General features: G+C 62.1%; 24 protein-coding genes and 1 pseudogene. 19 read left to right on the top strand and 6 right to left on the bottom strand.

Annotated features, from left to right (window positions below):
* Positions 1–23: 23 nt before the first annotated feature.
* On the top strand, positions 24–1,289 hold the full coding sequence (locus tag ACYHH6_RS22990; protein WP_352586010.1) for an NAD(P)/FAD-dependent oxidoreductase: 1,266 nt from the start codon (positions 24–26) through the stop codon (positions 1,287–1,289).
* A gap of 137 nt (positions 1,290–1,426) precedes the next feature.
* Positions 1,427–3,406: a bifunctional 2',3'-cyclic-nucleotide 2'-phosphodiesterase/3'-nucleotidase gene (locus ACYHH6_RS22985; protein ID WP_352586011.1), complete on the top strand. Its 1,980-nt coding sequence runs from the start codon at positions 1,427–1,429 to the stop codon at positions 3,404–3,406.
* Positions 3,407–3,435: 29 nt separating this feature from the next.
* On the opposite strand, the gene ACYHH6_RS22980 is transcribed toward ACYHH6_RS22985, so the two are convergent.
* Positions 3,436–4,686, bottom strand: coding sequence for a class I SAM-dependent methyltransferase (locus tag ACYHH6_RS22980; protein WP_352586012.1), 1,251 nt, complete (start codon positions 4,684–4,686; stop codon positions 3,436–3,438).
* Between the two features lie 259 nt (positions 4,687–4,945).
* Here ACYHH6_RS22980 and ACYHH6_RS22975 point away from each other — a divergent pair, with 259 nt between their 5' ends.
* The 6 genes from ACYHH6_RS22975 to ACYHH6_RS22950 all read left to right on the top strand — a co-directional run bounded on the left by ACYHH6_RS22975 (position 4,946) and on the right by ACYHH6_RS22950 (position 8,096).
* Complete coding sequence (locus ACYHH6_RS22975) at positions 4,946–5,080, top strand: hypothetical protein (protein WP_281401903.1); 135 nt, start codon at positions 4,946–4,948, stop codon at positions 5,078–5,080.
* 113 nt (positions 5,081–5,193) lie between these two features.
* Complete coding sequence (locus tag ACYHH6_RS22970) at positions 5,194–5,484, top strand: Dabb family protein (RefSeq protein ID WP_352586013.1); 291 nt, start codon at positions 5,194–5,196, stop codon at positions 5,482–5,484.
* A gap of 158 nt (positions 5,485–5,642) precedes the next feature.
* Positions 5,643–6,509: a VOC family protein gene (locus tag ACYHH6_RS22965; RefSeq protein WP_352586014.1), complete on the top strand. Its 867-nt coding sequence runs from the start codon at positions 5,643–5,645 to the stop codon at positions 6,507–6,509.
* A complete protein-coding gene (gene kdsA / locus ACYHH6_RS22960) occupies positions 6,506–7,354 on the top strand; it encodes a 3-deoxy-8-phosphooctulonate synthase (RefSeq protein ID WP_112562324.1) in 849 nt (282 codons plus the stop codon). Before ACYHH6_RS22965 ends, kdsA begins: the two co-directional genes overlap by 4 nt.
* 86 nt (positions 7,355–7,440) lie before the next feature.
* Complete coding sequence (locus ACYHH6_RS22955; protein WP_352586015.1) at positions 7,441–7,644, top strand: dodecin family protein; 204 nt, start codon at positions 7,441–7,443, stop codon at positions 7,642–7,644.
* 86 nt (positions 7,645–7,730) lie between these two features.
* Entirely contained in the window at positions 7,731–8,096 is a 366-nt protein-coding gene (locus ACYHH6_RS22950; protein ID WP_352586016.1) for a PRC-barrel domain-containing protein, read from the top strand.
* Positions 8,097–8,168: 72 nt separating this feature from the next.
* Here ACYHH6_RS22950 and ACYHH6_RS22945 read toward each other — a convergent pair whose 3' ends face one another.
* Positions 8,169–8,291: a hypothetical protein gene (locus ACYHH6_RS22945; protein ID WP_112561787.1), complete on the bottom strand. Its 123-nt coding sequence runs from the start codon at positions 8,289–8,291 to the stop codon at positions 8,169–8,171.
* Between the two features lie 198 nt (positions 8,292–8,489).
* Between ACYHH6_RS22945 and eno the strand changes: the two genes are divergently transcribed.
* Entirely contained in the window at positions 8,490–9,764 is a 1,275-nt protein-coding gene (gene eno / locus ACYHH6_RS22940; protein WP_352586017.1) for a phosphopyruvate hydratase, read from the top strand.
* A gap of 93 nt (positions 9,765–9,857) precedes the next feature.
* On the opposite strand, the gene ACYHH6_RS22935 is transcribed toward eno, so the two are convergent.
* Both ACYHH6_RS22935 and ACYHH6_RS22930 read right to left on the bottom strand, forming a co-directional pair.
* Positions 9,858–10,454 carry a gamma carbonic anhydrase family protein gene (locus ACYHH6_RS22935; protein ID WP_352586018.1) on the bottom strand — a complete coding sequence of 199 codons (597 nt, stop codon included), beginning with the start codon at positions 10,452–10,454 and terminating at the stop codon, positions 9,858–9,860.
* Positions 10,451–10,969: a MarR family winged helix-turn-helix transcriptional regulator gene (locus tag ACYHH6_RS22930; protein WP_352586019.1), complete on the bottom strand. Its 519-nt coding sequence runs from the start codon at positions 10,967–10,969 to the stop codon at positions 10,451–10,453. The genes ACYHH6_RS22935 and ACYHH6_RS22930 overlap by 4 nt, the downstream gene beginning before the upstream one ends.
* Before the next feature lie 200 nt (positions 10,970–11,169).
* Between ACYHH6_RS22930 and ACYHH6_RS22925 the strand changes: the two genes are divergently transcribed.
* The 10 genes and pseudogenes from ACYHH6_RS22925 to ACYHH6_RS22880 all read left to right on the top strand — a co-directional run bounded on the left by ACYHH6_RS22925 (position 11,170) and on the right by ACYHH6_RS22880 (position 20,050).
* Entirely contained in the window at positions 11,170–11,493 is a 324-nt protein-coding gene (locus ACYHH6_RS22925; protein ID WP_352586020.1) for an FtsB family cell division protein, read from the top strand.
* Positions 11,494–11,689: 196 nt separating this feature from the next.
* Positions 11,690–12,736 carry a pyruvate dehydrogenase (acetyl-transferring) E1 component subunit alpha gene (gene pdhA, locus ACYHH6_RS22920; protein WP_112561782.1) on the top strand — a complete coding sequence of 349 codons (1,047 nt, stop codon included), beginning with the start codon at positions 11,690–11,692 and terminating at the stop codon, positions 12,734–12,736.
* A 15-nt stretch (positions 12,737–12,751) separates the two neighbouring features.
* Positions 12,752–14,143, top strand: a complete 1,392-nt coding sequence (locus ACYHH6_RS22915; protein WP_352586021.1) for a pyruvate dehydrogenase complex E1 component subunit beta — start codon at positions 12,752–12,754, stop codon at positions 14,141–14,143.
* A gap of 18 nt (positions 14,144–14,161) precedes the next feature.
* Positions 14,162–15,535 (top strand): pyruvate dehydrogenase complex dihydrolipoamide acetyltransferase, encoded by a 1,374-nt coding sequence (locus tag ACYHH6_RS22910; protein WP_352586022.1) that lies wholly within the window; start codon positions 14,162–14,164, stop codon positions 15,533–15,535.
* A gap of 15 nt (positions 15,536–15,550) precedes the next feature.
* Positions 15,551–15,964, top strand: a complete 414-nt coding sequence (locus tag ACYHH6_RS22905) for a hypothetical protein (RefSeq protein WP_352586023.1) — start codon at positions 15,551–15,553, stop codon at positions 15,962–15,964.
* Positions 15,961–16,600: pseudogene (locus ACYHH6_RS22900) on the top strand (SGNH/GDSL hydrolase family protein). Before ACYHH6_RS22905 ends, ACYHH6_RS22900 begins: the two are co-directional and overlap by 4 nt.
* 25 nt (positions 16,601–16,625) lie before the next feature.
* Positions 16,626–18,074 (top strand): dihydrolipoyl dehydrogenase, encoded by a 1,449-nt coding sequence (gene lpdA / locus ACYHH6_RS22895; protein WP_352586024.1) that lies wholly within the window; start codon positions 16,626–16,628, stop codon positions 18,072–18,074.
* A gap of 102 nt (positions 18,075–18,176) precedes the next feature.
* Positions 18,177–18,434, top strand: coding sequence for a GlsB/YeaQ/YmgE family stress response membrane protein (locus tag ACYHH6_RS22890; RefSeq protein WP_352586025.1), 258 nt, complete (start codon positions 18,177–18,179; stop codon positions 18,432–18,434).
* Positions 18,435–18,561: 127 nt separating this feature from the next.
* Positions 18,562–19,527, top strand: coding sequence for a lipoyl synthase (lipA, locus tag ACYHH6_RS22885; RefSeq protein WP_352586026.1), 966 nt, complete (start codon positions 18,562–18,564; stop codon positions 19,525–19,527).
* Positions 19,528–19,591: 64 nt separating this feature from the next.
* Entirely contained in the window at positions 19,592–20,050 is a 459-nt protein-coding gene (locus tag ACYHH6_RS22880; protein WP_112561774.1) for a type II toxin-antitoxin system RatA family toxin, read from the top strand.
* On the opposite strand, the gene ACYHH6_RS22875 is transcribed toward ACYHH6_RS22880, so the two are convergent.
* Both ACYHH6_RS22875 and ACYHH6_RS22870 read right to left on the bottom strand, forming a co-directional pair.
* Complete coding sequence (locus ACYHH6_RS22875) at positions 20,026–20,535, bottom strand: CinA family protein (protein WP_352586027.1); 510 nt, start codon at positions 20,533–20,535, stop codon at positions 20,026–20,028. The genes ACYHH6_RS22880 and ACYHH6_RS22875 overlap by 25 nt on opposite strands.
* Positions 20,532–21,755 carry a bifunctional 2-C-methyl-D-erythritol 4-phosphate cytidylyltransferase/2-C-methyl-D-erythritol 2,4-cyclodiphosphate synthase gene (locus tag ACYHH6_RS22870; RefSeq protein WP_352586028.1) on the bottom strand — a complete coding sequence of 408 codons (1,224 nt, stop codon included), beginning with the start codon at positions 21,753–21,755 and terminating at the stop codon, positions 20,532–20,534. The genes ACYHH6_RS22875 and ACYHH6_RS22870 overlap by 4 nt, the downstream gene beginning before the upstream one ends.
* Between the last annotated feature and the right edge of the window lie 72 nt (positions 21,756–21,827).

Here is a 21,827-nt window from a genome sequence, read left to right as displayed (position 1 = left end):
ACGGTGAAAACGAGGTGAGTGCGATGAACGAAACGAGCCATCATGTCGTTGTCGTCGGTGCGGGATTCGGCGGTCTCGAACTCACCCGCGCATTGGCCGGTGCGCCCGTGCGCATCACCATGATCGACAAGCGCAACCACCACCTTTTCCAGCCGCTGCTCTACCAGGTGGCAACCACATTGCTGGCGACATCGGAAGTTGCATGGCCGATCCGTCATCTGTTGCGCAAGCGCAAGGACGTGACGACGCTCCTGGGTAATGTCACCGGCGTCGACCGCGCCGGCAAACGCGTGCTGCTCGAGGACGGCAGTTCGATCCCCTATGACACGCTGGTGCTCGCCACCGGCGCCCGCCACGCTTATTTCGGCCATGACGAATGGGAGCCCTTCGCGCCGGGGCTGAAGACGCTTGAGGACGCCACCACGATCCGCCGCCGCATCCTGCTTGCCTTCGAGCAGGCCGAGCGCGAGACCGATCCGGCCACGCGCCAGGCGCTGCTGACGCTGGTTATCGTCGGCGGCGGCCCGACCGGCGTCGAGCTTGCCGGCACCATTATCGAACTCGCGCATGAGACGCTGCGCGGCGAATTCCGCAAGATCGACACGCGTGATGCGCGCGTGGTGCTGGTCGAGGCCGGCGACCGCATCCTGGCCAATTTCGCGCCGGAACTGTCGGACTATGCCCGCAAGGCGCTGGAACGGCGGGGCGTCACGGTCGCGCTTGGCCGCGCCGTCACACGGCTGGATGCCGAGGGTGTCGTGTTTGGAGACACGCATCTGCCGGCGCGGACAATCCTCTGGGCCGCCGGCGTTGCCGCTTCGCCCGCGGGAGAATGGCTGGGGGTGCCGGTCGACCGGGCGGGCAGGGTGATGGTCGAACCCGATCTGACCGTGCCGAATAGCCCGGAGATATTCGTCATCGGCGACACCGCGCATGTGTTGCGACCAGATGGCAAGCCGGTGCCAGGCGTGGCGCCCTCCGCCAAGCAGGAGGGTAAACATGTCGCCGCGACGATCAAGGCGCGGCTGGCAGGCGATAGCGCGCCGCGTCCTTTCCGCTACAAACATGCCGGCGACCTGGCGACGATCGGCAAGTGGGCAGCCGCGATCGATTTCGGCTGGATCAAGCTTACCGGCTGGCTCGCCTGGTGGCTGTGGGGTGTGGCGCACATCTACTTCCTGATCGGCTTTCGAAACCGGCTGTCGGTATCGCTTAGCTGGCTATGGATATATTTCACCGGCCAGCGCAGTGCGCGGCTGATCACCCAGGGCGACGACGACAAGGGCTGAGGTCTTCCTTTCGGCCACGGCAATTCATCCAGCCGTCACCTTTTGCTGATCGACTGACTTCCCGATGGACATGGCCAGTTTTCGGCGCGAAGGTTTCGGCGGGGCTGGGATGTTCACGTCGCTGGGAAGGAAAACCAATGTCGCCTTTACTCCACCCCGTCTCCCGTCGCGGTTTTCTTGCCGGCGCCGCTGCCAGCGGAGCGCTGATCATGCTGCATCCGTTTTCCGCCCGCGCTGAGGCCAATCAGGCGCATCTGAGGATCATGGAGACGACGGACATCCACGTGAATGTTTTGCCGTACGATTACTACGCCGACAAAGCGAACGACACGATGGGCCTGTCGCGGACGGCCTCGCTGATCGCTGCGGTGCGCCGGGAAGCCACCAATGCGATGCTGATCGACAATGGCGACCTTTTGCAGGGCAATCCGATGGGCGACTACATCGCCTACGAGACGGGACTGAAGGACGGCGACCTGCATCCGATCATGAAGGGCATGAACCTGCTAGGCTATGAATGTTCGACGCTCGGCAACCACGAGTTCAATTACGGCCTGTCGTTCCTCGACAAGGTTCTGGCCGGGGCCAATTTTCCGTTCGTCTGCGCCAATCTGATCCGCGGCACCGAGTTCGCCGCCAGCCCGCGCGACGACAAGCTCTATCTCAAGCCGTACGTTATCCTGGACAAGAAGATCAAGGACGGGTCGGGCGCAGAGCAGCCGATCAGAATAGGCATTATCGGTTTCGTGCCGCCGCAGATCATGGTCTGGGACCTGAAGAACCTGGAAGGAAATGTCCGGACGCGCGACATTGTCGAGGCGGCCAAGGCCTGGGTGCCGCAGATCAAGGAGGATGGCGCCGACATTGTGATTGCACTCTCGCATTCCGGCATCGATATCAAGCAAGGCGACGGAATGGAGAACGCCTCGTTCTTCGTTGCCGGCGTCGAGGGCATCGATGCCGTGTTCACCGGCCATCAGCATCTCGTCTTCCCCGGCAAGAAGGATTTTCAGGCGCTTGATGGGGTCGACACGGAGAAGGGCACGCTGCAAGGCAAACCGGCGGTGATGGGCGGCTTCTGGGGTTCGCATATGGGCCTGATCGACCTGCTTCTGGAACGCGACGGATCGAAATGGCGCGTGGTCTCGGCGACCTCGGAGGCACGGCCGATCTACGAACGCGTCGACAAGGTGAACAAGCCGACGGTCGCGGACGACCAGCGCATCGTCGATGCGCTGAAGGCGGACCATCAGGCGACACTTGCCTATGTCCGCCGTCCGGTCGGCAAGACCTCGGCGCCGCTCTATTCCTATTTCGCGCTGGTGGCCGACGATCCGTCGGTGCAGATCGTCAACCAGGCGCAGAGCTGGTATCTCAAGGACATTCTGAAGAGCACGCAGTGGAAGGATGTGCCGCTGCTGTCGGCGGCAGCGCCCTTCAAGGCCGGCGGGCGCAACGGGGCCGACTACTACACCGACGTGCCGGTGGGCGACATCGCCATCAAGAACGTCGCCGATCTCTATCTCTATCCGAATACGGTGCGGGCGGTTGAGATCACCGGGGCGCAGGTCAAGGAATGGCTGGAAATGTCGGCCGGCATTTTCAAGAAGATAGAGGCCGGGAAGACCGACCAAGCGCTGATCGACACCGAATTCCCGTCCTACAATTTCGATGTGATCGACGGCGTCAGCTATAAGATAGACCTGTCGCAGCCGCCGAAATACGATGCCAAGGGTGGCGTCACCAATGCCGGCTCCAGCCGCATCGTCGACCTCAGCTTCGATGGCAAGCCCATTGATCCAGCAGCGAAATTCGTCGTCGCCACCAACAATTACCGCGCTGGCGGTGGCGGCAATTTCCCAGACATCAACGCCTCGAAGATCATCTACGAAGCGCCGGACACCAACCGCGATGTGATCGTGCGCTATGTCGTCAGCGAGGGCACGATCAATCCGTCGGCCGACGACAATTGGTCGTTCACGCCGCTGCCCGGAACCAGCGTCTTGTTCGAGACCGGTCCCAAGGCGAAGGATTTTATTTCAGGGGTGAAATCGCTCAAGATCGAGCCGGTCGGCGAGGGCGAAGCCGGGTTTGCGAAATATCGCATCCTGCTTTGAGGAAACGGGCGGGCAAATACCCGCTCGCACTACGCCCTGTAGACCACCTGGCGCACGTCGATGTAGCTGGCTCTGAAGCCGGCTTCGCAATAGTGGAGATAAAACTCCCAGAGCTTCTTGAAGCGGTCGTCGAAGCCGAGCGGGATGATCTTTTCCCACGACTGCCAGAAGCGGTTGCGCCATTCGGCCAGCGTGCGAGCATAGTCGTCCGGAAAGACGCGCTCGCGCAGATGGGCGAGACCATGGTCTTTGCCCAGCGACTTCAGGATCGACGGCGTCGGCAGCATGCCGCCCGGGAAAACATAGCGCTGGATGAAATCCGGCCGCGCGCGATAGGTGTCGTAGGCGGCCTCGTTGATGGTGATGATCTGCAGGCCGGCGGTGCCGCCGGGTCTCAGGCAGGCCTTCATCTTGCCGAAAAACACCGGCCAGTATTTTTCACCGACCGCCTCGAACATCTCGATCGACGCGATGCGGTCGTAAGTGCCTGTTTCGTCGCGGTAATCCTGCAGCTTGATGTCGACCTTATCAGACAGTCCCGCCTTCTGGATGCGCTCCTTGGCAAAGTCGTGCTGTTCGCGGCTGATGGTCAAGCCGGTGACGCGACAGCCGATCTCGCGCGCGGCAAATTCGGCAAAACCGCCCCAGCCGCAGCCGATCTCCAGCACATGGTCCTTTTTGCCGATGCCGGTGTCCTTGGCCAAAGCGCGATATTTGGCGGCCTGCGCGCTTTCCAAATCGTTGGCGCCGGTGGCATAGAGCGCCGACGAATAGGTCATGCTGGGATCGAGCCATTGCTTGTAGAAGGCATTGCCGAGATCGTAATGCGCCGAAATGTTGCGCTTCGATCCGGTGCGGGTGTTTTCGTTGAACCAGTGGCGGATGCGCTGGACGGTGTTGATGAGCCAGTTGGCGCCGCCGGCGACGCGTTCGCCGATGGCCGAGTTGACGACGAACAGTTCGAGAAAGCTGGTCACGTCAGGGCTTTCCCAGTCGCCGTCCATGTAGGATTCGGCAACGCCAATGGTGCCCCCGGAAAAGGCGCGGCCGGGCAGGCGCCAGTTCTTCAACACCAGTTCGGCGTCGGGGCCGGGCGCATTGCCACCGACAAGAACGGCGCGGCCGTCCGGCATCCTTACCTTGAGCGAGCCGCGCGGCAGTTTCATCGCCGCCGACAGCACCATGCGCGCCTTGGCCGGCAAGCCTTTGACGATCTCGGCGAAGTTGAGCTCGTCCAGTCTGATGGCGTCGCCGACGCCCTTGTGTTCCCTAGCAGCCATCCCACATCCCCCTGGACTTCCGCGGGGACGGCGCACGATCTGCCGGCCTCCACATCCTCCACATTTCATTCGCAGGCGCGGACGCCGCTGCCTGCGTGAATTTTCGCCACAATCTTCCATGGCATTGGCCGAAACTTCAAGAGGCAAGCTTTGCGCGGCACTGACCCAGGTCGCCGGCCTGAGGCCACAATCCGCGGGAGAGCGCGGCCCTCGGCTAAATCACTATGGTTCCGAACAGCCACATACGTTAGCTTCAGTCATGCGTTACGTCGTCGTCATCATGGCCATCGCCTTTTTCCTGATCTGGGACGGCCTCTATAATCAGGGCCGCTATCTCGACACGACGGTCAGGGAGATGTCGCGCATCGTGCGCTACGTCACCGGCGGGGGCTAGTTTTGCGCCTCTGCAAAGTCGCCTCCCGGCGCTGCCGGGCGCGACATCGTGGCGGTTGACGCGACGGTTCCGCTCACACAAAACATGCCGGCAAATCGAACGTGGAGGCAGGCGTGATCCGGCATATCGTTTTCTTCAGCGCGCGGCGCAAGGACGATGTCGAGGCTGTGCGCAAGGGCTTGCTCAACCTGGGCAATATTCCGCATTCAAACCTGTTCGAGGTGACGCTCAACACCAAGGTCGACCCGCTGTCGGACGCGATCGACGTGGTCGTCTATGCCGAGTTCGAGGACGAGGCGGCCTTGGCCGCCTACAAGGCGCACCCGCTCTATGCGGAGACAACCAGCCGGGTCAAACCATTGCGCGAATTGCGCTATTCGGCCGATGTCGTGGCGGTGGCCTGATCAGTCCGGCAGGAAACCTCACCCGTTTTTCACAAGCGGAATTCATACATTGGGCTGTGCGAATCGCATGTTTCATCATGGGCGGACTCCGCCGCGATCCGGGCGCCACCGGCGGAAACGCTTGAACCAATTTCCGGAATGATGCACACCGCGCCGGCATGACCCGTACAACCTACCCGCTTGACCATCTGGTGCTGCCGACGGCGAGCCTCGCCGTGGCGCGGGTGCGGCTGACGTCGCTTGGCTTCATCGTCGCGCCAACCGGCATACACCCCTTCGGCACCGAAAATTGCTGCGTCTTCTTCGCCGACGGCACCTATCTCGAACCGCTGGCGATCGGCGACGAACAGACGGCAGCGCGCGCGATTGCCGACGGCAATGTCTTTGTCTCGCGTGATCGCCTCTACCGTGCCAGCTTGGGCGACGAGGGATTTTCCGCCGTGGCGCTGGGCACCGGCAACGCCGACGCGGATCATGCGCGCTTTGTCAAAGCCGGCCTGTCGGCCGGAGACGTGTTGAGTTTTTCCCGCGCCTTCACCGACGCCGCCGGGAAGAGCGATATGGCGTCGTTCAAGCTGGCTTTCGCTTCCAGCGTTGGATCGACGGACGCTTTTCTGTTTGCCGTCGAGCGGATCAATGCGCCTGATATCGATCGCAGGGCGCTGCAAGCCCATGGCAATGGCGTGACCGGCATTCCCGAAATCGTCGCCGTCAGCGACGCGCCGTCCGAACAGCGCAACCTGATTTCGGCGGCGACGGGTTTGGAGCAGAGCGCAACGTTCGACCTGCCGAATGCAACCCTGACGGTGCTTGACCCCCGAGCCTTTACCTTGCGCTTCCGCCTTGCAGTTGGTGAGCCGAGCGATCTTCGCTTCGCGGCGATCGTCTTTTCGGTCCGCAGTGCCGATGCCACGGCAAGCCTGCTTGCACACAACTCCATCGAGCACGATATAGCGGGCAACGAAATTGTCGTGCAGCCGGCATCCGGGCAGGGCGCGGCTTTCATCTTCCGGGAGATCACATGAGCAAGCCCCTGGCGCCCAATTCGGCGGTAACCGTCGGCAACGTCGTCTTCGACAACAATGCGGCTCTGGCGCTGATTGCCGGCCCATGCCAATTCGAATCGCGCCAGCACGCCTTTGACATGGCCGGCGCGCTGAAGGAACTGACCGGCAAGCTCGGCATCGGCCTCGTCTACAAGACCAGCTACGACAAGGCCAACCGCACCTCACTCTCGGCAACGCGCGGCGCAGGAATGGATGCCGCACTTCCGGTCTTCGACGAGTTGCGCAAGGAATTTTCGCTTCCCATCCTGACCGACGTCCACACCGAGGAGCAGTGCGCGATCGTCGCGCCGCATGTCGATGTGCTGCAGATCCCGGCCTTCCTGTCGCGCCAGACCGACATGCTGGTGGCGGCCGCCAAGACGGGCAAGGTGATCAACGTCAAGAAGGGCCAGTTCCTGGCGCCCTGGGACATGAAGAACGTCGTCGCCAAGATCACCGGCTCCGGCAACGCCAATGTGCTCACCACCGAGCGTGGCGCTTCCTTCGGCTACAACACGCTGGTGTCGGACATGCGGGCTTTGCCCGTGATGGCCGAGATCGGCGCGCCGGTGATTTTCGACGCCACCCATTCGGTGCAGCAACCGGGCGGGCAGGGCGGTTCTTCCGGCGGTGAGCGCCGCTTCGTCGAAACACTTGCCCGCGCTGCCGTTGCCGTCGGCGTCGCCGGCGTCTTCATCGAGACCCACCAGGATCCGGACAATTCGACCTCCTCAGACGGTCCGAACATGCTGCCGCTGAAGGACATGCCGGCCTTGCTCGAAAGACTGATGGCGTTTGACCGCATCGCCAAGAACGCTGCCTGACTGGCCACCGTGATGGCCAGCTTGTAGTCGACAAAGGCCGGCTGTAGGCTCCTCCTTGCAAATGAGCGCCTTGGCAGGAGGAAGCCATGTCTGTCGCCCGCGTCACCGAAATCACACCGTCTTCGAAAACGAGCTTTCAGGATGCCATCGAGAAGGGAATTGCGCGCGCCGCAAAGACCCTGAAGAACGTCGAAGGCGCCTGGATCCAGGACCAGAAGATCGTCGTCGAGGACGGCAAGATCGCGGCCTATCGCGTCAACATGAAGGTCACGTTCATCCTCGCGGAGTGACCGTCCAACGTTTCAAAAAAGTCGGGAACTTTCGCCCGCGCCCCTCATTGTCAAAGCACGACCAACGACAAAGAGGAGCATCAGACATGACCACTCAGACAGGCCACACCGAAGCCATCGCCGCTTCGCGCGTCATCGGCACGTCGGTCTACAACGCCGAAGGCAAGAGCATCGGCAGCATCCAGGACGTCATGCTCGACAAGACGTCGAACGGCATCATGTTCGCGGTGATTGGCTTCGGCGGTTTTCTTGGTATTGGTGAGAAATATCACGCCATTCCGTGGGCAAGCCTCGACTATGACGAGGATAAGGGCGGCTATGTCGTGCCGTTTTCCAAGGACCAGCTGAAAGCGGCTCCGTCCTATTCGATCAATGAACTGGCCGGCGCCGATGGCGAGGCCGCACGTGACGCTTCCTATGACTACTACAAGGTCACGCCCTATTGGCATTGATCCGGCGCGCCGACGCCTGACGTGAAAAGGCCCCCGAAACCGGGGGCCTTTTCAATGGGACGGGATGGGTTCCTATTCTGCGGCGTAAAGGGTCGACAACTGCGTTGCGGCCTTTGGCGGCTGCTGGTTGTCGCATGACGTCAGGAACGCCGCCGCGATCAAGAACAAACTCACGATACCGCTCAACTCAGACATGGCGAAACTCCTCCTGTTTCGCCCCGCGCGGGTGTAACCATAAACCAGAAGCCGCCACGCCACGCATGAATTATGATGACAGAAATTTGCGCTTCGTGAATTGCTGACGCGGCACTATTTGCAAGCGCCCCGATTGCCTTTTGCGGCACTTTGGCTAAGAGGGGCGCGACGCTTTATCGATCAATCGGGGACATCTCAATGACCGCCATCATCGACATTATCGGGCGTGAAATCCTGGATAGCCGTGGAAATCCGACCGTCGAGGTCGACGTCGTTCTCGAAGACGGCTCGATGGGCCGCGCCGCAGTGCCGTCCGGCGCCTCGACCGGCGCCCATGAAGCCGTCGAACTGCGCGACGGCGGCGCCCGCTATCTCGGCAAGGGCGTGCTCAAGGCAGTCGAGGCCGTCAATGGCGAGCTGTTCGAGGCGATCGGCGGCATGGAAGCCGAAAACCAGATCCACATCGACCAGACCATGATCGAGCTTGACGGCACCCCCAACAAGAGCCGGCTCGGCGCCAACGCCATTCTTGGCGTGTCGCTGGCTGTGGCCAAGGCGGCCGCGGAAGCCGCCGGCCTGCCGCTCTACCGCTATGTCGGCGGCACCAAGGCCCATCTGCTGCCGGTGCCGATGATGAACATCATCAATGGCGGCGCGCATGCCGACAACCCGATCGATTTCCAGGAATTCATGATCCTGCCGGTAGGCGCGCCGACGCTGCGCGAAGGCGTGCGCTGGGGTTCAGAAATCTTCCACACGCTGAGGAAGAAGCTCAAGGACGCCGGCCACAACACCAATGTGGGCGACGAAGGCGGTTTTGCCCCGAACCTGAAGAGCGCGCCGGTGGCGCTCGATTTCATCATGGAATCGATCGAGAAGGCCGGCTTCAAGCCGGGCGAAGAGATCGCGCTCGGCCTCGATTGCGCGGCGACCGAATTCTTCAAGGACGGCAATTACGTCTATGAAGGCGAGAAGAAGACCCGCGATCCCAAGGCCCAGGCCAAGTATCTGGCCAAGCTTGCCGCCGACTATCCGATCATCTCGATCGAGGACGGCCTGGCAGAGGACGACTGGGAAGGCTGGAAGTATCTGACCGATCTGATCGGCAAGAAGACGCAGCTGGTCGGCGACGATTTGTTCGTCACCAACACGGCGCGTCTGCGCGACGGCATCCGCATGGGCGTTGCCAATTCGATCCTGGTCAAGGTCAACCAGATCGGCTCGCTGACCGAGACGCTCGACGCCGTCGAGACCGCGCACAAGGCCGGCTATACCGCTGTGATGTCGCATCGCTCGGGTGAGACCGAGGATTCGACCATCGCCGATCTCGCCGTCGCCACCAATTGCGGGCAGATCAAGACCGGTTCGCTGTCGCGCTCAGACCGCATGGCCAAGTACAACCAGCTGATCCGTATCGAGGAAGAGCTCGGCAAGCAGGCGCGTTACGCCGGCAAGTCGGTGGTGAAAAGCTGATCTGCGCGTCCTCGGTCAGGCCCTTGGGCAAGATTTGGGCGACATGCACCAGTGAGCTTGAATCGGAACGCTTTCTGCTGCGGCGGAAAGCGCTCAAGCGTTTCCCGTGCGATGTACGCCTAGCGCCACCGAGAGATTTGCAGTGATTTTCTGCATTACATCCGGCAAGTTTCGGTCGACACCGTAGACGAAGCCTGGGAAATCGAGCGGTTTCTGGTGAGACCAGATGGCCTCATGCTGGTCCGGAGGCAGGAGCTGAGCAGGATCGCCCACGGCAATCCAGCCGATCGGTACGACCGTGCCAGGTTCGAGGCGGGTGCGCAGGTGAACGATGCCATTGATGCGGACTTCCGATCCGCGCCCTATGTGCGCACCATGGAAAACCGCCGCACCTGTAGCGATAAAAACTTCATCGCCGACCTCTGCGCCAACCATGTGGCTGTTGGGGCCTACGAGGCAATAATTCCCGATAGTACAAGGATGACTTGCCGTGGCCCGGATCACCGCATTTTCCAACACGATACAGTTGCGGCCAATGCGGATCGATCCGCCAGACTCCGCCACAAGGCGGGCGCCATGCATGACCCGGCTGCCGGCGCCAATGACGACATCGCCGGATATTGTGGCATCCGGAGCGGCCCAAGCATTGGGATCGATGGCGGGCGAATGCCCCGCATAGGAAATGATCATTGCTCGCTCTCCTTCCTCTCGATCTCAGCCGCTCGGCAGCCGATCGGGCAAATTTTGGGTCCGCAAAGATCATGCTCGCAGAGGCGACAGGTTGTTCTCGCGAAACGACGGGAAGTAGTCGCGCCCGCAAGAATCTCGTCCAGCATGGAAACAAAGCGCCGCCGCTCACCCGGTTGCAGCACAGACAGCAATCCGTCGAGCGCGGCGAGCCGGAGAGCTTGCATTTCCCTTACCTGTGCGTGGCCAGTCTGCGTCAGCGTCAGCGGAGTGACACGACCCTCCGGTTTGCCGCGTCCTATCAGCGCCTGCCGTTCCAGCCCGTCGATCAAACGCACGGCAGTCGGTTGACTGACGCCGACGACCTCGGCGAGTTCCGTCGTCGTCAACCCCGGTTTGAAGTGCAGCATCGACAGCACCGCCGCCGCGCTCGGTGAAAGCTCTCTCAAGGACGCTTCCGTCCTGTCGCGAATCACGGCGCCGAGCGCGCCGAGTTTGTTGGCGTCTAACAATTGCATAGCGTATGCATATATTACTTCAGGAGAACGTCAACTGCTTTTCGCGCATGCAAGCTGCGACCGCAAAGGATGGAGAAGAAAAAATCGACGAGGTGGACGCAACCTGCCGGGTGGGTCATTTGCCGCTCGCAAAATCCCAGGGTCCGTAACCGTCCATTAAGCACAATCGGGCGAGATAAGGAGGTCAAAGGATTGCGACCATGTGGACACGCCAGCACAAGCAGAGAAACACCGGCCGGCTGATCATCCCGTCGCTTTGCGTGGCGTTCCTGACCTATTTCGGCTTCCATGCCTATCATGGCGAGTTCGGCATCTATTCCAAATACCAGCTCGAAGCGCAGACCGTCGAATTGCAGGCCAAGTACGATGCCATCAAGGCGCGCCGGGTCGATCTGGAGCGGCGTGTCCAGCTGATGCATGAGGGCACGCTTGAGAAGGATATGCTTGACGAGCAGGCGCGCAGGGCGCTCAATCTGTCCCAGGCGGATGAAATTACCATCATGCTGCCGACTAACTCGAAATAACCTGAATTAAGTTAATCACTGTTATTTCCAATGATTTTAATCGCTTAGACGCATGACAGCCATGCATTTTTCAGCATGGCGAAACGCTTTCTCGCGTGTTAGCCTCTTTCAAATCGGTGGGGAGAGCTGATCTCCCTCGGAGCAGATTTTCGTGCTGCTCTCGTGTCCGCAAAGAGACGCCAACAGGGAGTGATGCATGGCCACCGCCGCCAAAAAAGCGCCTGCCAAATCCGTCAAATCGACATCCGCCAAATCCACGGGGCTTTCCGCCCCCAAACCAGCCGAATTCACCAAGGACGAGGAGCTTGCAGCCTACCGGCACATGCTGCTCATCCGCCGCTTCGAGGAAAAGGCCGGCCAGCTCTACGGCATGGGCTTCATCGGCGGCTTCTGTCACCTCTATATCGGTCAGGAAGCGGTCGTCACCGGCATGAAGATGGCGCTGATCGACGGCGACCAGATGATCACCGCCTATCGCGACCACGGCCACATGCTGGCGATGGAGCTTTCGCCGCGCGGCGTCATGGCCGAGCTGACCGGTCGCCGCGGCGGCCTGTCGAGGGGCAAGGGCGGCTCCATGCACATGTTCTCCAAGGAGAAGCATTTTTACGGCGGCCACGGCATTGTCGGCGCGCAGGTGTCGCTCGGCACGGGCCTCGCCTTCGCCAACCGCTACCGCGACAACAACAATGTGTCGCTGACCTATTTCGGCGACGGCGCGGCCAACCAGGGCCAGGTCTATGAAAGCTTCAACATGGCCTCGCTGTGGAAGCTGCCGGTGATCTACATCATCGAGAACAATCGCTACGCGATGGGCACGTCGGTGTCGCGCTCGTCGGCCGAAACCAATTTTTCGCACCGCGGCGCCTCGTTCAAGATCCCTGGCATTCAGGTCGACGGCATGGATGTGCGTGCGGTCAAATCCGCCGGCGATCAGGCGACCGAATGGTGCCGTGCCGGCAACGGGCCGATCATCCTCGAAATGCAGACCTATCGCTATCGCGGCCACTCGATGTCGGACCCGGCAAAATACCGCTCGAAGGAAGAAGTGCAGAAGATGCGCTCGGATCATGATCCGATCGAGCAGGTCAAGGCGCGGCTGACGGCCAAGAAGTGGGCAAGCGAGGACGAGCTCAAGAATATCGACAAGGAGGTTCGCGACATCGTCGCCGACGCCGCCGAATTCGCCCAGCACGACGCCGAGCCGGATCCGTCCGAGCTCTGGACTGACATCGTATTGTAACGGGAGGGCAAGGACATGCCGATCGAAATTCTCATGCCCGCTCTCTCGCCGACCATGGAAGAGGGCAATCTTTCCAAGTGGTTGAAGAACGAGGGCGACAAGGTCGTCGCCGGCGACGTCATCGCCGAGATCGAGACCGACAAGGCGACGATGGAAGTCGAGGCCGTCGACGAAGGCACGCTGGCCAAGATCGTGGTTCCGGCCGGCACCGAAGGCGTCAAGGTCAACGCGGTGATCGCCGTGCTTGCGGTCGACGGCGAAGATGTCGACACGGCCGGCGAAGGCATCGGCGAGGAGCCCGCCAAGGCTGAAGTAGCCGCACCCGCGCCGGCGCCTGCCGCGGCCAAGAGCGAGGCCGCGACACCTGTCGCGGCGGCACCGAAAACAGAAGTCGCCGCCGATCCGGATATTCCCGCGGGCACCGAGATGGTTTCGACCACGGTGCGCGAAGCCTTGCGCGATGCCATGGCCGAAGAAATGCGCCGCGACGGTGATGTCTTCGTCATGGGCGAGGAGGTCGCCGAATACCAGGGCGCATACAAGATCACGCAAGGCCTGCTGCAGGAATTCGGGCCGCGCCGCGTCGTCGACGCGCCGATCACCGAACACGGTTTTGCCGGCGTCGGCGTAGGTGCGGCAATGGCCGGCCTGAAGCCGATCGTCGAGTTCATGACCTTCAACTTCGCCATGCAGGCGATCGACCAGATCATCAACTCCGCGGCCAAGACGCTCTATATGTCGGGTGGCCAGATGGGCGCGCCGATTGTCTTCCGCGGACCGAACGGGGCCGCCGCCCGCGTCGGCGCCCAGCACTCGCAGTGCTACGCCGCCTGGTACAGCCATATCCCCGGCCTGAAAGTGGTGATGCCGTATACGGCGGCGGACGCCAAGGGCCTGCTCAAGGCGGCGATCCGCGATCCGAACCCAGTCATCTTCCTCGAAAACGAAATCCTCTACGGCCAGTCCTTCGACGTTCCGAAGCTGGACGATTTCGTGCTGCCGATCGGCAAGGCGCGCATCCACAAGCAGGGCAAGGACGTCACCATCGTGTCGTTCGGCATCGGCATGACCTACGCGATCAAGGCCGAAGCCGAACTGCGCGGGATGGGCATCGATGCCGAGATCATCGATCTTAGGTCCATCCGTCCGCTTGACCTCGACACCGTGATCGCCTCGGTGAAGAAGACCAATCGCCTGATCGTGGTGGAAGAAGGTTTCCCGCAGAGCTCGGTCGGCGACCACATCGCCAACCAGGTGTCGCAGCGCGCCTTCGATTTCCTCGACGCGCCGGTCATCACCATCGCCGGCAAGGACGTGCCGATGCCCTATGCGGCGAACCTCGAAAAGCTGGCCCTGCCCAATGTCGGCGAGGTCATCGAGGCGGTCAAAGCCGTCACGTATCGCTGAGCCGGTCGGGAGGACATCATGCCAATCAACATCACTATGCCGGCGCTCTCGCCCACGATGGAAGAGGGCAATCTTTCCAAGTGGTTGGTCAAGGAAGGCGACAAGGTTTCGCCGGGCGACGTGATCGCCGAGATCGAGACCGACAAGGCGACGATGGAAGTCGAGGCGGTCGACGAGGGCACGGTCGCCAAGCTAGTCGTTCCGGCCGGCACCGAAGGCGTCAAGGTCAATGCGCTGATCGCCATTCTGGCCGGCGAAGGCGAGGATGCCGGGGCTGCGGCGAAGGGTGGCGACGATGCCGCGCCCAAGGCTGAGGCTCCGAAAGCCGATGCGCCAAAGGCCGAAGTGCCGAAGCCGGCAGCCGCTGCCGCGGCGCCTGCGCCGACGAAAGCAGAAGCCGCGCCAGTTGCTAACGGTCACGCCGCAGGCGAGCGTACTTTCGCCTCGCCGCTGGCTCGGCGCATCGCCAAGGATGCCGGCGTCGATGTGTCCGCCGTGACCGGCACCGGCCCGCATGGCCGCGTCGTCAAGGCCGATGTCGAGGCAGCGATTGCCGGTGGCGGCGCCAAGGCTGCACCTGCCGCGAAAGCAGCACCTGCCGGCGCTCCGGCGCCTGCCGCTCCTGCTGCCGCACCCAAGGCGATGTCGGACGAGCAGGTGCTGAAGCTGTTCGCCGAAGGCTCATACGAGCTCGTCCCGCACGACAATATGCGCAAGACCATCGCGCGCCGGCTGGTCGAGGCCAAGTCGACCATTCCGCATTTCTACCTGACGCTCGACTGCGAGCTTGATGCGCTCTTGGCGCTGCGCACGCAGTTGAATGCCGCTGCTCCGACGAAGAAGACCGACAAGGGCGAGGCGCCTGTCTACAAGCTCTCGGTTAACGACATGGTGATCAAGGCGATGGCGATGGCGCTGATGGCGGTGCCGGATGCGAACGCATCCTGGACCGATACCGCCATGGTCAAGCACAAGCATGCCGATGTCGGCGTCGCCGTGTCGATCCCCGGCGGCCTGATCACGCCGATCATCAGGCATGCCGACGAAAAGACGCTGTCCACCATCTCCAACGAGATGAAGGATCTGGCGAGCCGTGCGCGCAGCCGCAAGCTGAAGCCCGAGGAGTATCAGGGCGGCACCACGGCTGTCTCCAATCTCGGCATGTTCGGCATCAAGGACTTTGCCGCCGTCATCAACCCGCCGCACGCGACGATCCTGGCGGTGGGTGCCGGCGAGCAGCGCGCCGTGGTCAAGAACGGCGAGATCAAGATCGCCAACGTCATGTCGGTGACGCTATCGACCGATCACCGCGCCGTCGACGGTGCGCTCGGCGCCGAACTCCTGGTCGCCTTCAAGCGCATGATCGAAAACCCGATGGGCATGCTGGTCTAGGAAGGGAAAAGGGCGGTGCGGAAATTCTTCACCAGCCTTTTTGCCCTGATCCTTTCCGGCCTGGCCGGCGGGCTGGTGGCGATGTGGCTCGCAATCGCCACCAATGCGGACTCGGAATACATCCTTGTCTTCATGCTGTCGGCGCTGGTCGCCATCGTCCTGACGGTCGTGTTCTTGATCGCCCAGTTCATGTCGGATCCGCAAAGGGCGGTAAATCTCACGGCGCTTGTTGCGGTGGCCTTCTTCGTGATCATCGGGATTGGCCTGATTGCCTGGACCTTCTCGCAGCCGCCGGGAAAAGCCCAGTGGTCAGGCGATTTTCGCTTTGGCGCCGGCCTGGTTTTGCCTGGCATCGCTACCGTGCTGGTGCAGTGGTTGTTCGTGAGATGGCGCGTGCGGCGCGGGCTTAAGGCGGAGGCAAGTGCATGAAGACGATCCTCTGCTACGGCGATTCCCTGACCTGGGGCTATGATGCGGCGAGCCTCGGTCGCCATGCCCTGGAAGACCGCTGGCCGAGCGTGCTCAAGGCGGTGCTGGACGACGATGATATCGAAGTCATCGCCGAGGGCCTCAACGGCCGCACCACAGCCTTCGACGACCACCTGGCCGGAGCCGACCGCAATGGCGCGAGGCTTTTGCCGACAATACTGACCAGCCATGCGCCGATCGACCTGATTGTCATCATGCTCGGCGCCAATGACATGAAGCCTTGGATCCACGGCAATCCGGTGGCGGCCAAGCAAGGCATGCAGCGCTTGATCGACATCGTGCGCGGCCATGACTATCCGTTCGACTGGGCAGCGCCGCAGATCCTGCTCGTGGCGCCGCCGGCGGTCAGCCGCACGGACAATGCCGAATTCAAGGAAATGTTTGCCGGGGGCGATGAGGCCTCGAAGCGGCTGGCGCCGCAATATTCCGCGCTTGCCGACGAGGCCGGCTGCGGCTTTTTCGATGCCGGCACCGTGGCCACGACCACGCCGCTCGACGGTGTCCATCTCGATGCGGAAAACACGCGCAATAGGTGAGGCATTGGCGCCATTGGTGCGCGTGATGCTGGAACTCTAGACAAAGACAATCAGGGAGAAACCCCGTGGCAGAATCCTACGACGTTATCATCATCGGCTCCGGTCCCGGCGGCTATGTCACGGCGGTGCGTTCCGCCCAGCTCGGCTTCAAGACGGCGATCGTCGAGCGCGAGCATCTCGGCGGCATCTGCCTCAACTGGGGCTGTATCCCGACCAAGGCGCTGCTGCGTTCGGCCGAGATCATGCACTATTCGGACCATCTCAAGGACTACGGCCTGAAACTCGAAGGCGGCAAGGTCAGCGCCGATACCGCGGCCGTGGTCGACCGTTCGCGCAAAGTGTCGCTGCGACTGAATGGCGGCGTCGCCTTCCTGATGAAGAAGAACAAGGTCGACGTCATCTGGGGCGAGGCAAAGCTCTCCAAGCCCGGCGAGATCGTCGTCTCCAAGACGGTCAAGAAGCCGATGGAGCCGCAGCCGCCGGTGCCGAAGGGCGTCAAAGGCGAGGGCACCTACACCGCCAAGCACATCATCCTCGCCACCGGCGCCCGGCCGCGCGCGCTGCCCGGCATCGAGCCAGACGGCAAACTGATCTGGACGTATTTCGAGGCGATGGTGCCGAAGGAAATGCCGAAGTCGCTGCTGGTGATGGGCTCCGGCGCCATCGGCATCGAATTCGCCTCCTTCTATCGCACCATGGGCGCCGAGGTGACGGTGGTCGAGCTGTTGCCGGCGGTGATGCCGGTCGAGGATGCCGAGGTCTCGAAATTCGCGCAGAAGCAGTTCGAGAAGCAAGGCATGAAGATCATCCTCGAAGCCAAGGTGACCAAGGTCGAGAAAGGTGCGAACTCCGTCACCGCGCATGTCGAGATGAAGGACGGCAAGGTCGAGAAGATCACCGCCGACCGCATGATCTCGGCCGTCGGCGTGCAGGGCAATATCGAGAATCTCGGGCTCGAGACGCTCGGTGTGAAGACTGACCGCGGCTGTGTCGTCGTCGACGGTTACGGCAAGACCAATGTTCCCGGGATTTACGCCATCGGCGATGTCGCCGGACCGCCGATGCTTGCCCACAAGGCCGAGCATGAAGGCGTGGTCTGCATCGAAAAGATCGCAAACTTCCCTGGCGTGCATGCGACAGACAAGCTGAAGATCCCGGGCTGCACCTACTGCAACCCGCAGGTCGCCTCGGTCGGTCTGACCGAAGCGAAGGCCAAGGCCGAAGGCAAGGACATCCGTGTCGGCCGCTTCCAGTTCGGCGCCAACGGCAAGGCGATCGCGCTTGGCGAGGACCAGGGTTTCATCAAAACCATCTTCGACAAGAAGACTGGCCAGTTGCTCGGTGCGCATATGGTGGGCGCCGAAGTGACCGAACTGATCCAGGGTTTTGTCGTGGCGATGAACCTGGAAACGACGGAAGAAGAGCTGATGCACACCATCTTCCCGCATCCGACGCTGTCGGAAATGATGAAGGAAAGCGTGCTCGACGCCTATGGGCGCGCGCTCAACGCATGATAAATTGCTGCCGCGAGACTCAGACGCATGCGCCGGAGGAACCTTGCGGCAAGGTAGTTCGTTTCCGGATGCATTTTCATCTGACACTGGAGGAGTTGGCATATGGACGTGAATGGCGTGGGCTGGGTTGCAGCCATCATCATCGGCGGCCTGGCCGGGTGGCTGGCCGAGATGGTCATGAAGAGCAACACCGGCATCTTGATGAACATCATTATGGGCATTGTCGGCGCGGTGGTGCTCAACGCCATTCTCAGGGCTCTCAACATCGAGCCCTTCGGCGTCGGCTGGCTCGCTTATCTGATCACCGGCTTCATCGGCGCCTGCCTGCTGATCTTTGCCGGGCGGATCATTCGCCGCTAGAGAACTGCTATGCGAAAAAGGCTGTGGCGGCATGCGCTGCGGCGGCCTTTTTCTTTGCCCCGAAAAGCCTTAGATGACGTTCTAAAGGCGATTGCCGACGGGCGGACGCCAACAAGTCAGGTTTGAGATGGTCACTGTTCTCGACACGATCGCCAATGCGCCGCGCCTGCGGCATCCCGAAAAGGCGCACAAGCCCGACCAGGAGGTGCTGCGCAAGCCCGACTGGATCCGCGTCAAGGCGCCGGTGTCCAAGGGCTATGCCGAAACCCGCGAAATCGTGAAGTCGCACAAGCTGGTCACGGTGTGCGAAGAGGCCGGCTGCCCCAATATCGGCGAGTGCTGGGAAAAGAAGCACGCCACCTTCATGATCATGGGCGAGATCTGCACGCGCGCCTGTGCCTTCTGCAATGTCGCCACCGGCATTCCGACCGCGCTCGACGCTGATGAGCCGGCGCGCGTCGCGCATGCCGTCAAGCAGATGGGGCTGACCCATGTCGTCATCACCTCGGTCGACCGCGACGATCTTGCCGATGGCGGCGCGCAGCATTTCGCCGAGGTCATCCGCGCCATCCGCGCGGCAACGCCCTTGACCACGATCGAAATCCTGACGCCCGACTTCCTTCGCAAGGACGGCGCCCTAGAGATTGTGGTGGCGGCCAAGCCCGATGTCTTCAACCACAATCTCGAAACCGTGCCGTCGAACTATCTGACGGTGCGGCCGGGTGCCCGCTATTTCCACTCGATCCGGCTCTTGCAGAGGGTCAAGGAGCTCGACCCGTCGATCTTCACCAAGTCCGGCATCATGGTTGGCCTTGGCGAGGAGCGGAACGAGATCCTGCAGCTGATGGACGATCTTCGCTCGGCCAATGTCGACTTCATGACCATCGGCCAGTATCTGCAACCGTCGAAGAAGCACCACCCGGTGATCCGCTTCGTCACGCCGGAGGAGTTCAACTCCTTCGCGACGATCGGCAAGACCAAGGGTTTCCTGCTGGTGGCGTCGAGCCCGCTGACGCGTTCCTCGCATCACGCTGGCGACGATTTCGCCAGGTTGCGGGCGGCGCGCGAGGCGCAGCTCAAAAAAGCCAGCTAATCCTGCTTTAAGTGATGCATGTCGTTTTCTCAAAACCGGGGCCACTTTTGAGCGACATGCATTAATGCCGAAATTCGAAGCCACTCGCCGCGTTGCCCACACGCCGGAGCAGATGTTTGCGCTGGTCGCCGATATCGAGACCTATCCTGAATTTCTGCCGCTGTGCGAGGCGCTGACGGTGCGCTCACGCAAGGAGCGTGACGGCCGCACCATTCTCGTTGCCGATATGAGCATCGGCTACAAGGCGATCCGCGAGACCTTTACGACGCAGGTACTGTTGAAGCCGGACGAGAACACCATCGACGTCAAATACATCGATGGGCCGTTCAAATATCTCAGCAATCTCTGGCGCTTCGATCCGGCCGACGGCGGCTGCGAGGTTCATTTCTTCATCGACTACGAGTTCAAGAGCCGCATTCTCGGTGCACTGATGGGTACCATGTTCGACCGCGCCTTCCGCATGTTTTCCGAAGCGTTCGAGAAGCGCGCCGACGTCATCTACGGAACGACGCCAATCTCGTGAGTGTCGCCGAGCGCACGCAGGCCGATCTCCAGCGCATGCCTGACCGTCTCGCGGCGGATGAAGTCGCGGCCATTATCGGCAAACATATTGAGCTCTGCAGCCACCGGCCCACCCCTGAGCGCCACCCCGAACCAGACCAGACCGACCGGCTTTTCCGGCGAGCCGCCGCCCGGGCCGGCTATGCCCGTGACGGCAAGCGCCAGCCCGGCGCGCGAACGCGCCAGCGCACCCGCAGTCATCTCCAGAACCGTTTCGCGCGAGACGGCGCCGTGCGCTTGAAGTGTGGCCGCCGAGACGCCGAGCATCTCCATCTTGGCTTCGTTGGAATAGGTGATGAGGCCGCGGTCGACGACGGCCGACGAGCCGGCAATGTCGGTGAGGGCGGCAATGATCATGCCGCCGGTGCAGCTTTCGGCGGTCGCCAACATGATGCCGCGCTGCTGGCAGGCCTGGAGCAGGGCGTTGGCGAGATCGCTGTTGCTCATGCCGGCACGTCCCCGGGGAAGACGACGCTGGCGGTGGCGATGGCGGCAATGCCTTCCTCGCGGCCGACGAAGCCGAGTTTTTCGTTGGTGGTCGCCTTGATCGAGATGCGATCGCCGGAAATGCCCAGCATTGCCGACAGCGCTTTCGTCATGGCCTCGCGATGCGGACCGACGCGCGGCGCTTCGCAGATCAGCGTGATGTCGGCATTGGCGATGCGGCCGCCGCGCGCGCGCACCAGTTTCGCCGCATGTTCGACGAAAATTTTTGAAGCCGCTCCCTTCCATTGCGGATCGGAGGGCGGGAAATGCGTGCCGATGTCGCCGGCGCCGCAGGTGGCAAGCAGCGCGTCGGTCAGCGCGTGCAGGCCGACATCGGCATCCGAATGTCCCGACAGCTTTTTGCCGTGCGGAATGGCGACGCCGCACAAGGTGACATGGTCGCCAGGCTCGAAGGCATGCACGTCATAGCCGTTGCCGGTGCGGATGTCGGGAAAACGTTCGCCGGTAAGCCGCTGATCGGCCATCGCAATATCCCTTGCCCAGGTGAGTTTGACATTGTCCGGCGACCCCTGGACGATTTTGACCGGAATATGCGCCCATTCGGCGATCGCGGCATCGTCGGTGAAATCCGTCTTGCCGAGATGATGGGCCTTTTCGTGCGCCGCGAGCAGCGGCCAGAACGGAAAGCCTTGCGGCGTTTGTGCAGCATGAAGGCCCGCCCTCGGCACCGTCTCCTCGATCATACCGGTGGCCGATTCGCGCTTCAGCGTATCGGCGACGGGCAGCGCTGGCAGCGCACCCTGGCGCTCGCCAATGGCCGCGATGGTACGGTCGATGAGAGCCGCATCGACAAACGGCCGCACTGCATCGTGCACCAGGACACGGCCGGGCGCGTGGCCCCTCAGTTCGAGCAGTCCCAGCCGAACCGAACTTTGGCGTGACTCGCCGCCGACTACGGCGATGATCCGCTCGCCATGCGCGCCGGCTGCCTTGTCGAAAAGCGCGCGGTCATCGGCGTGGATGGCGACGACGACGGGGCCGATCGCCGGATGTGCGAGGAATGTCTCCAGCGTGCGCGCGATGACGGCGCGGCCGCCGATGCGCTGATACTGTTTCGGCCCGTCGGCCTGTCCGGCGCGCGCGCCGCGGCCGGCGGCGACGATGACCACGCCGACCTTGCCGTCGTCGCCCAGAGCCCGATTTTCACTTGTGTCTGTCATTGCGATTGGTGGTAGTCGGGGTAAAAGCCGAAGGCCAGCATTTTCCCAAAGGCGCCGCAATGTGACGTCATT

The organism is Mesorhizobium sp. P171375, from assembly GCF_057786075.1.
The sequence above is the reverse complement of the archived record's forward strand: the minus strand, read 5'-3'. Positions and strand labels throughout refer to the sequence as shown.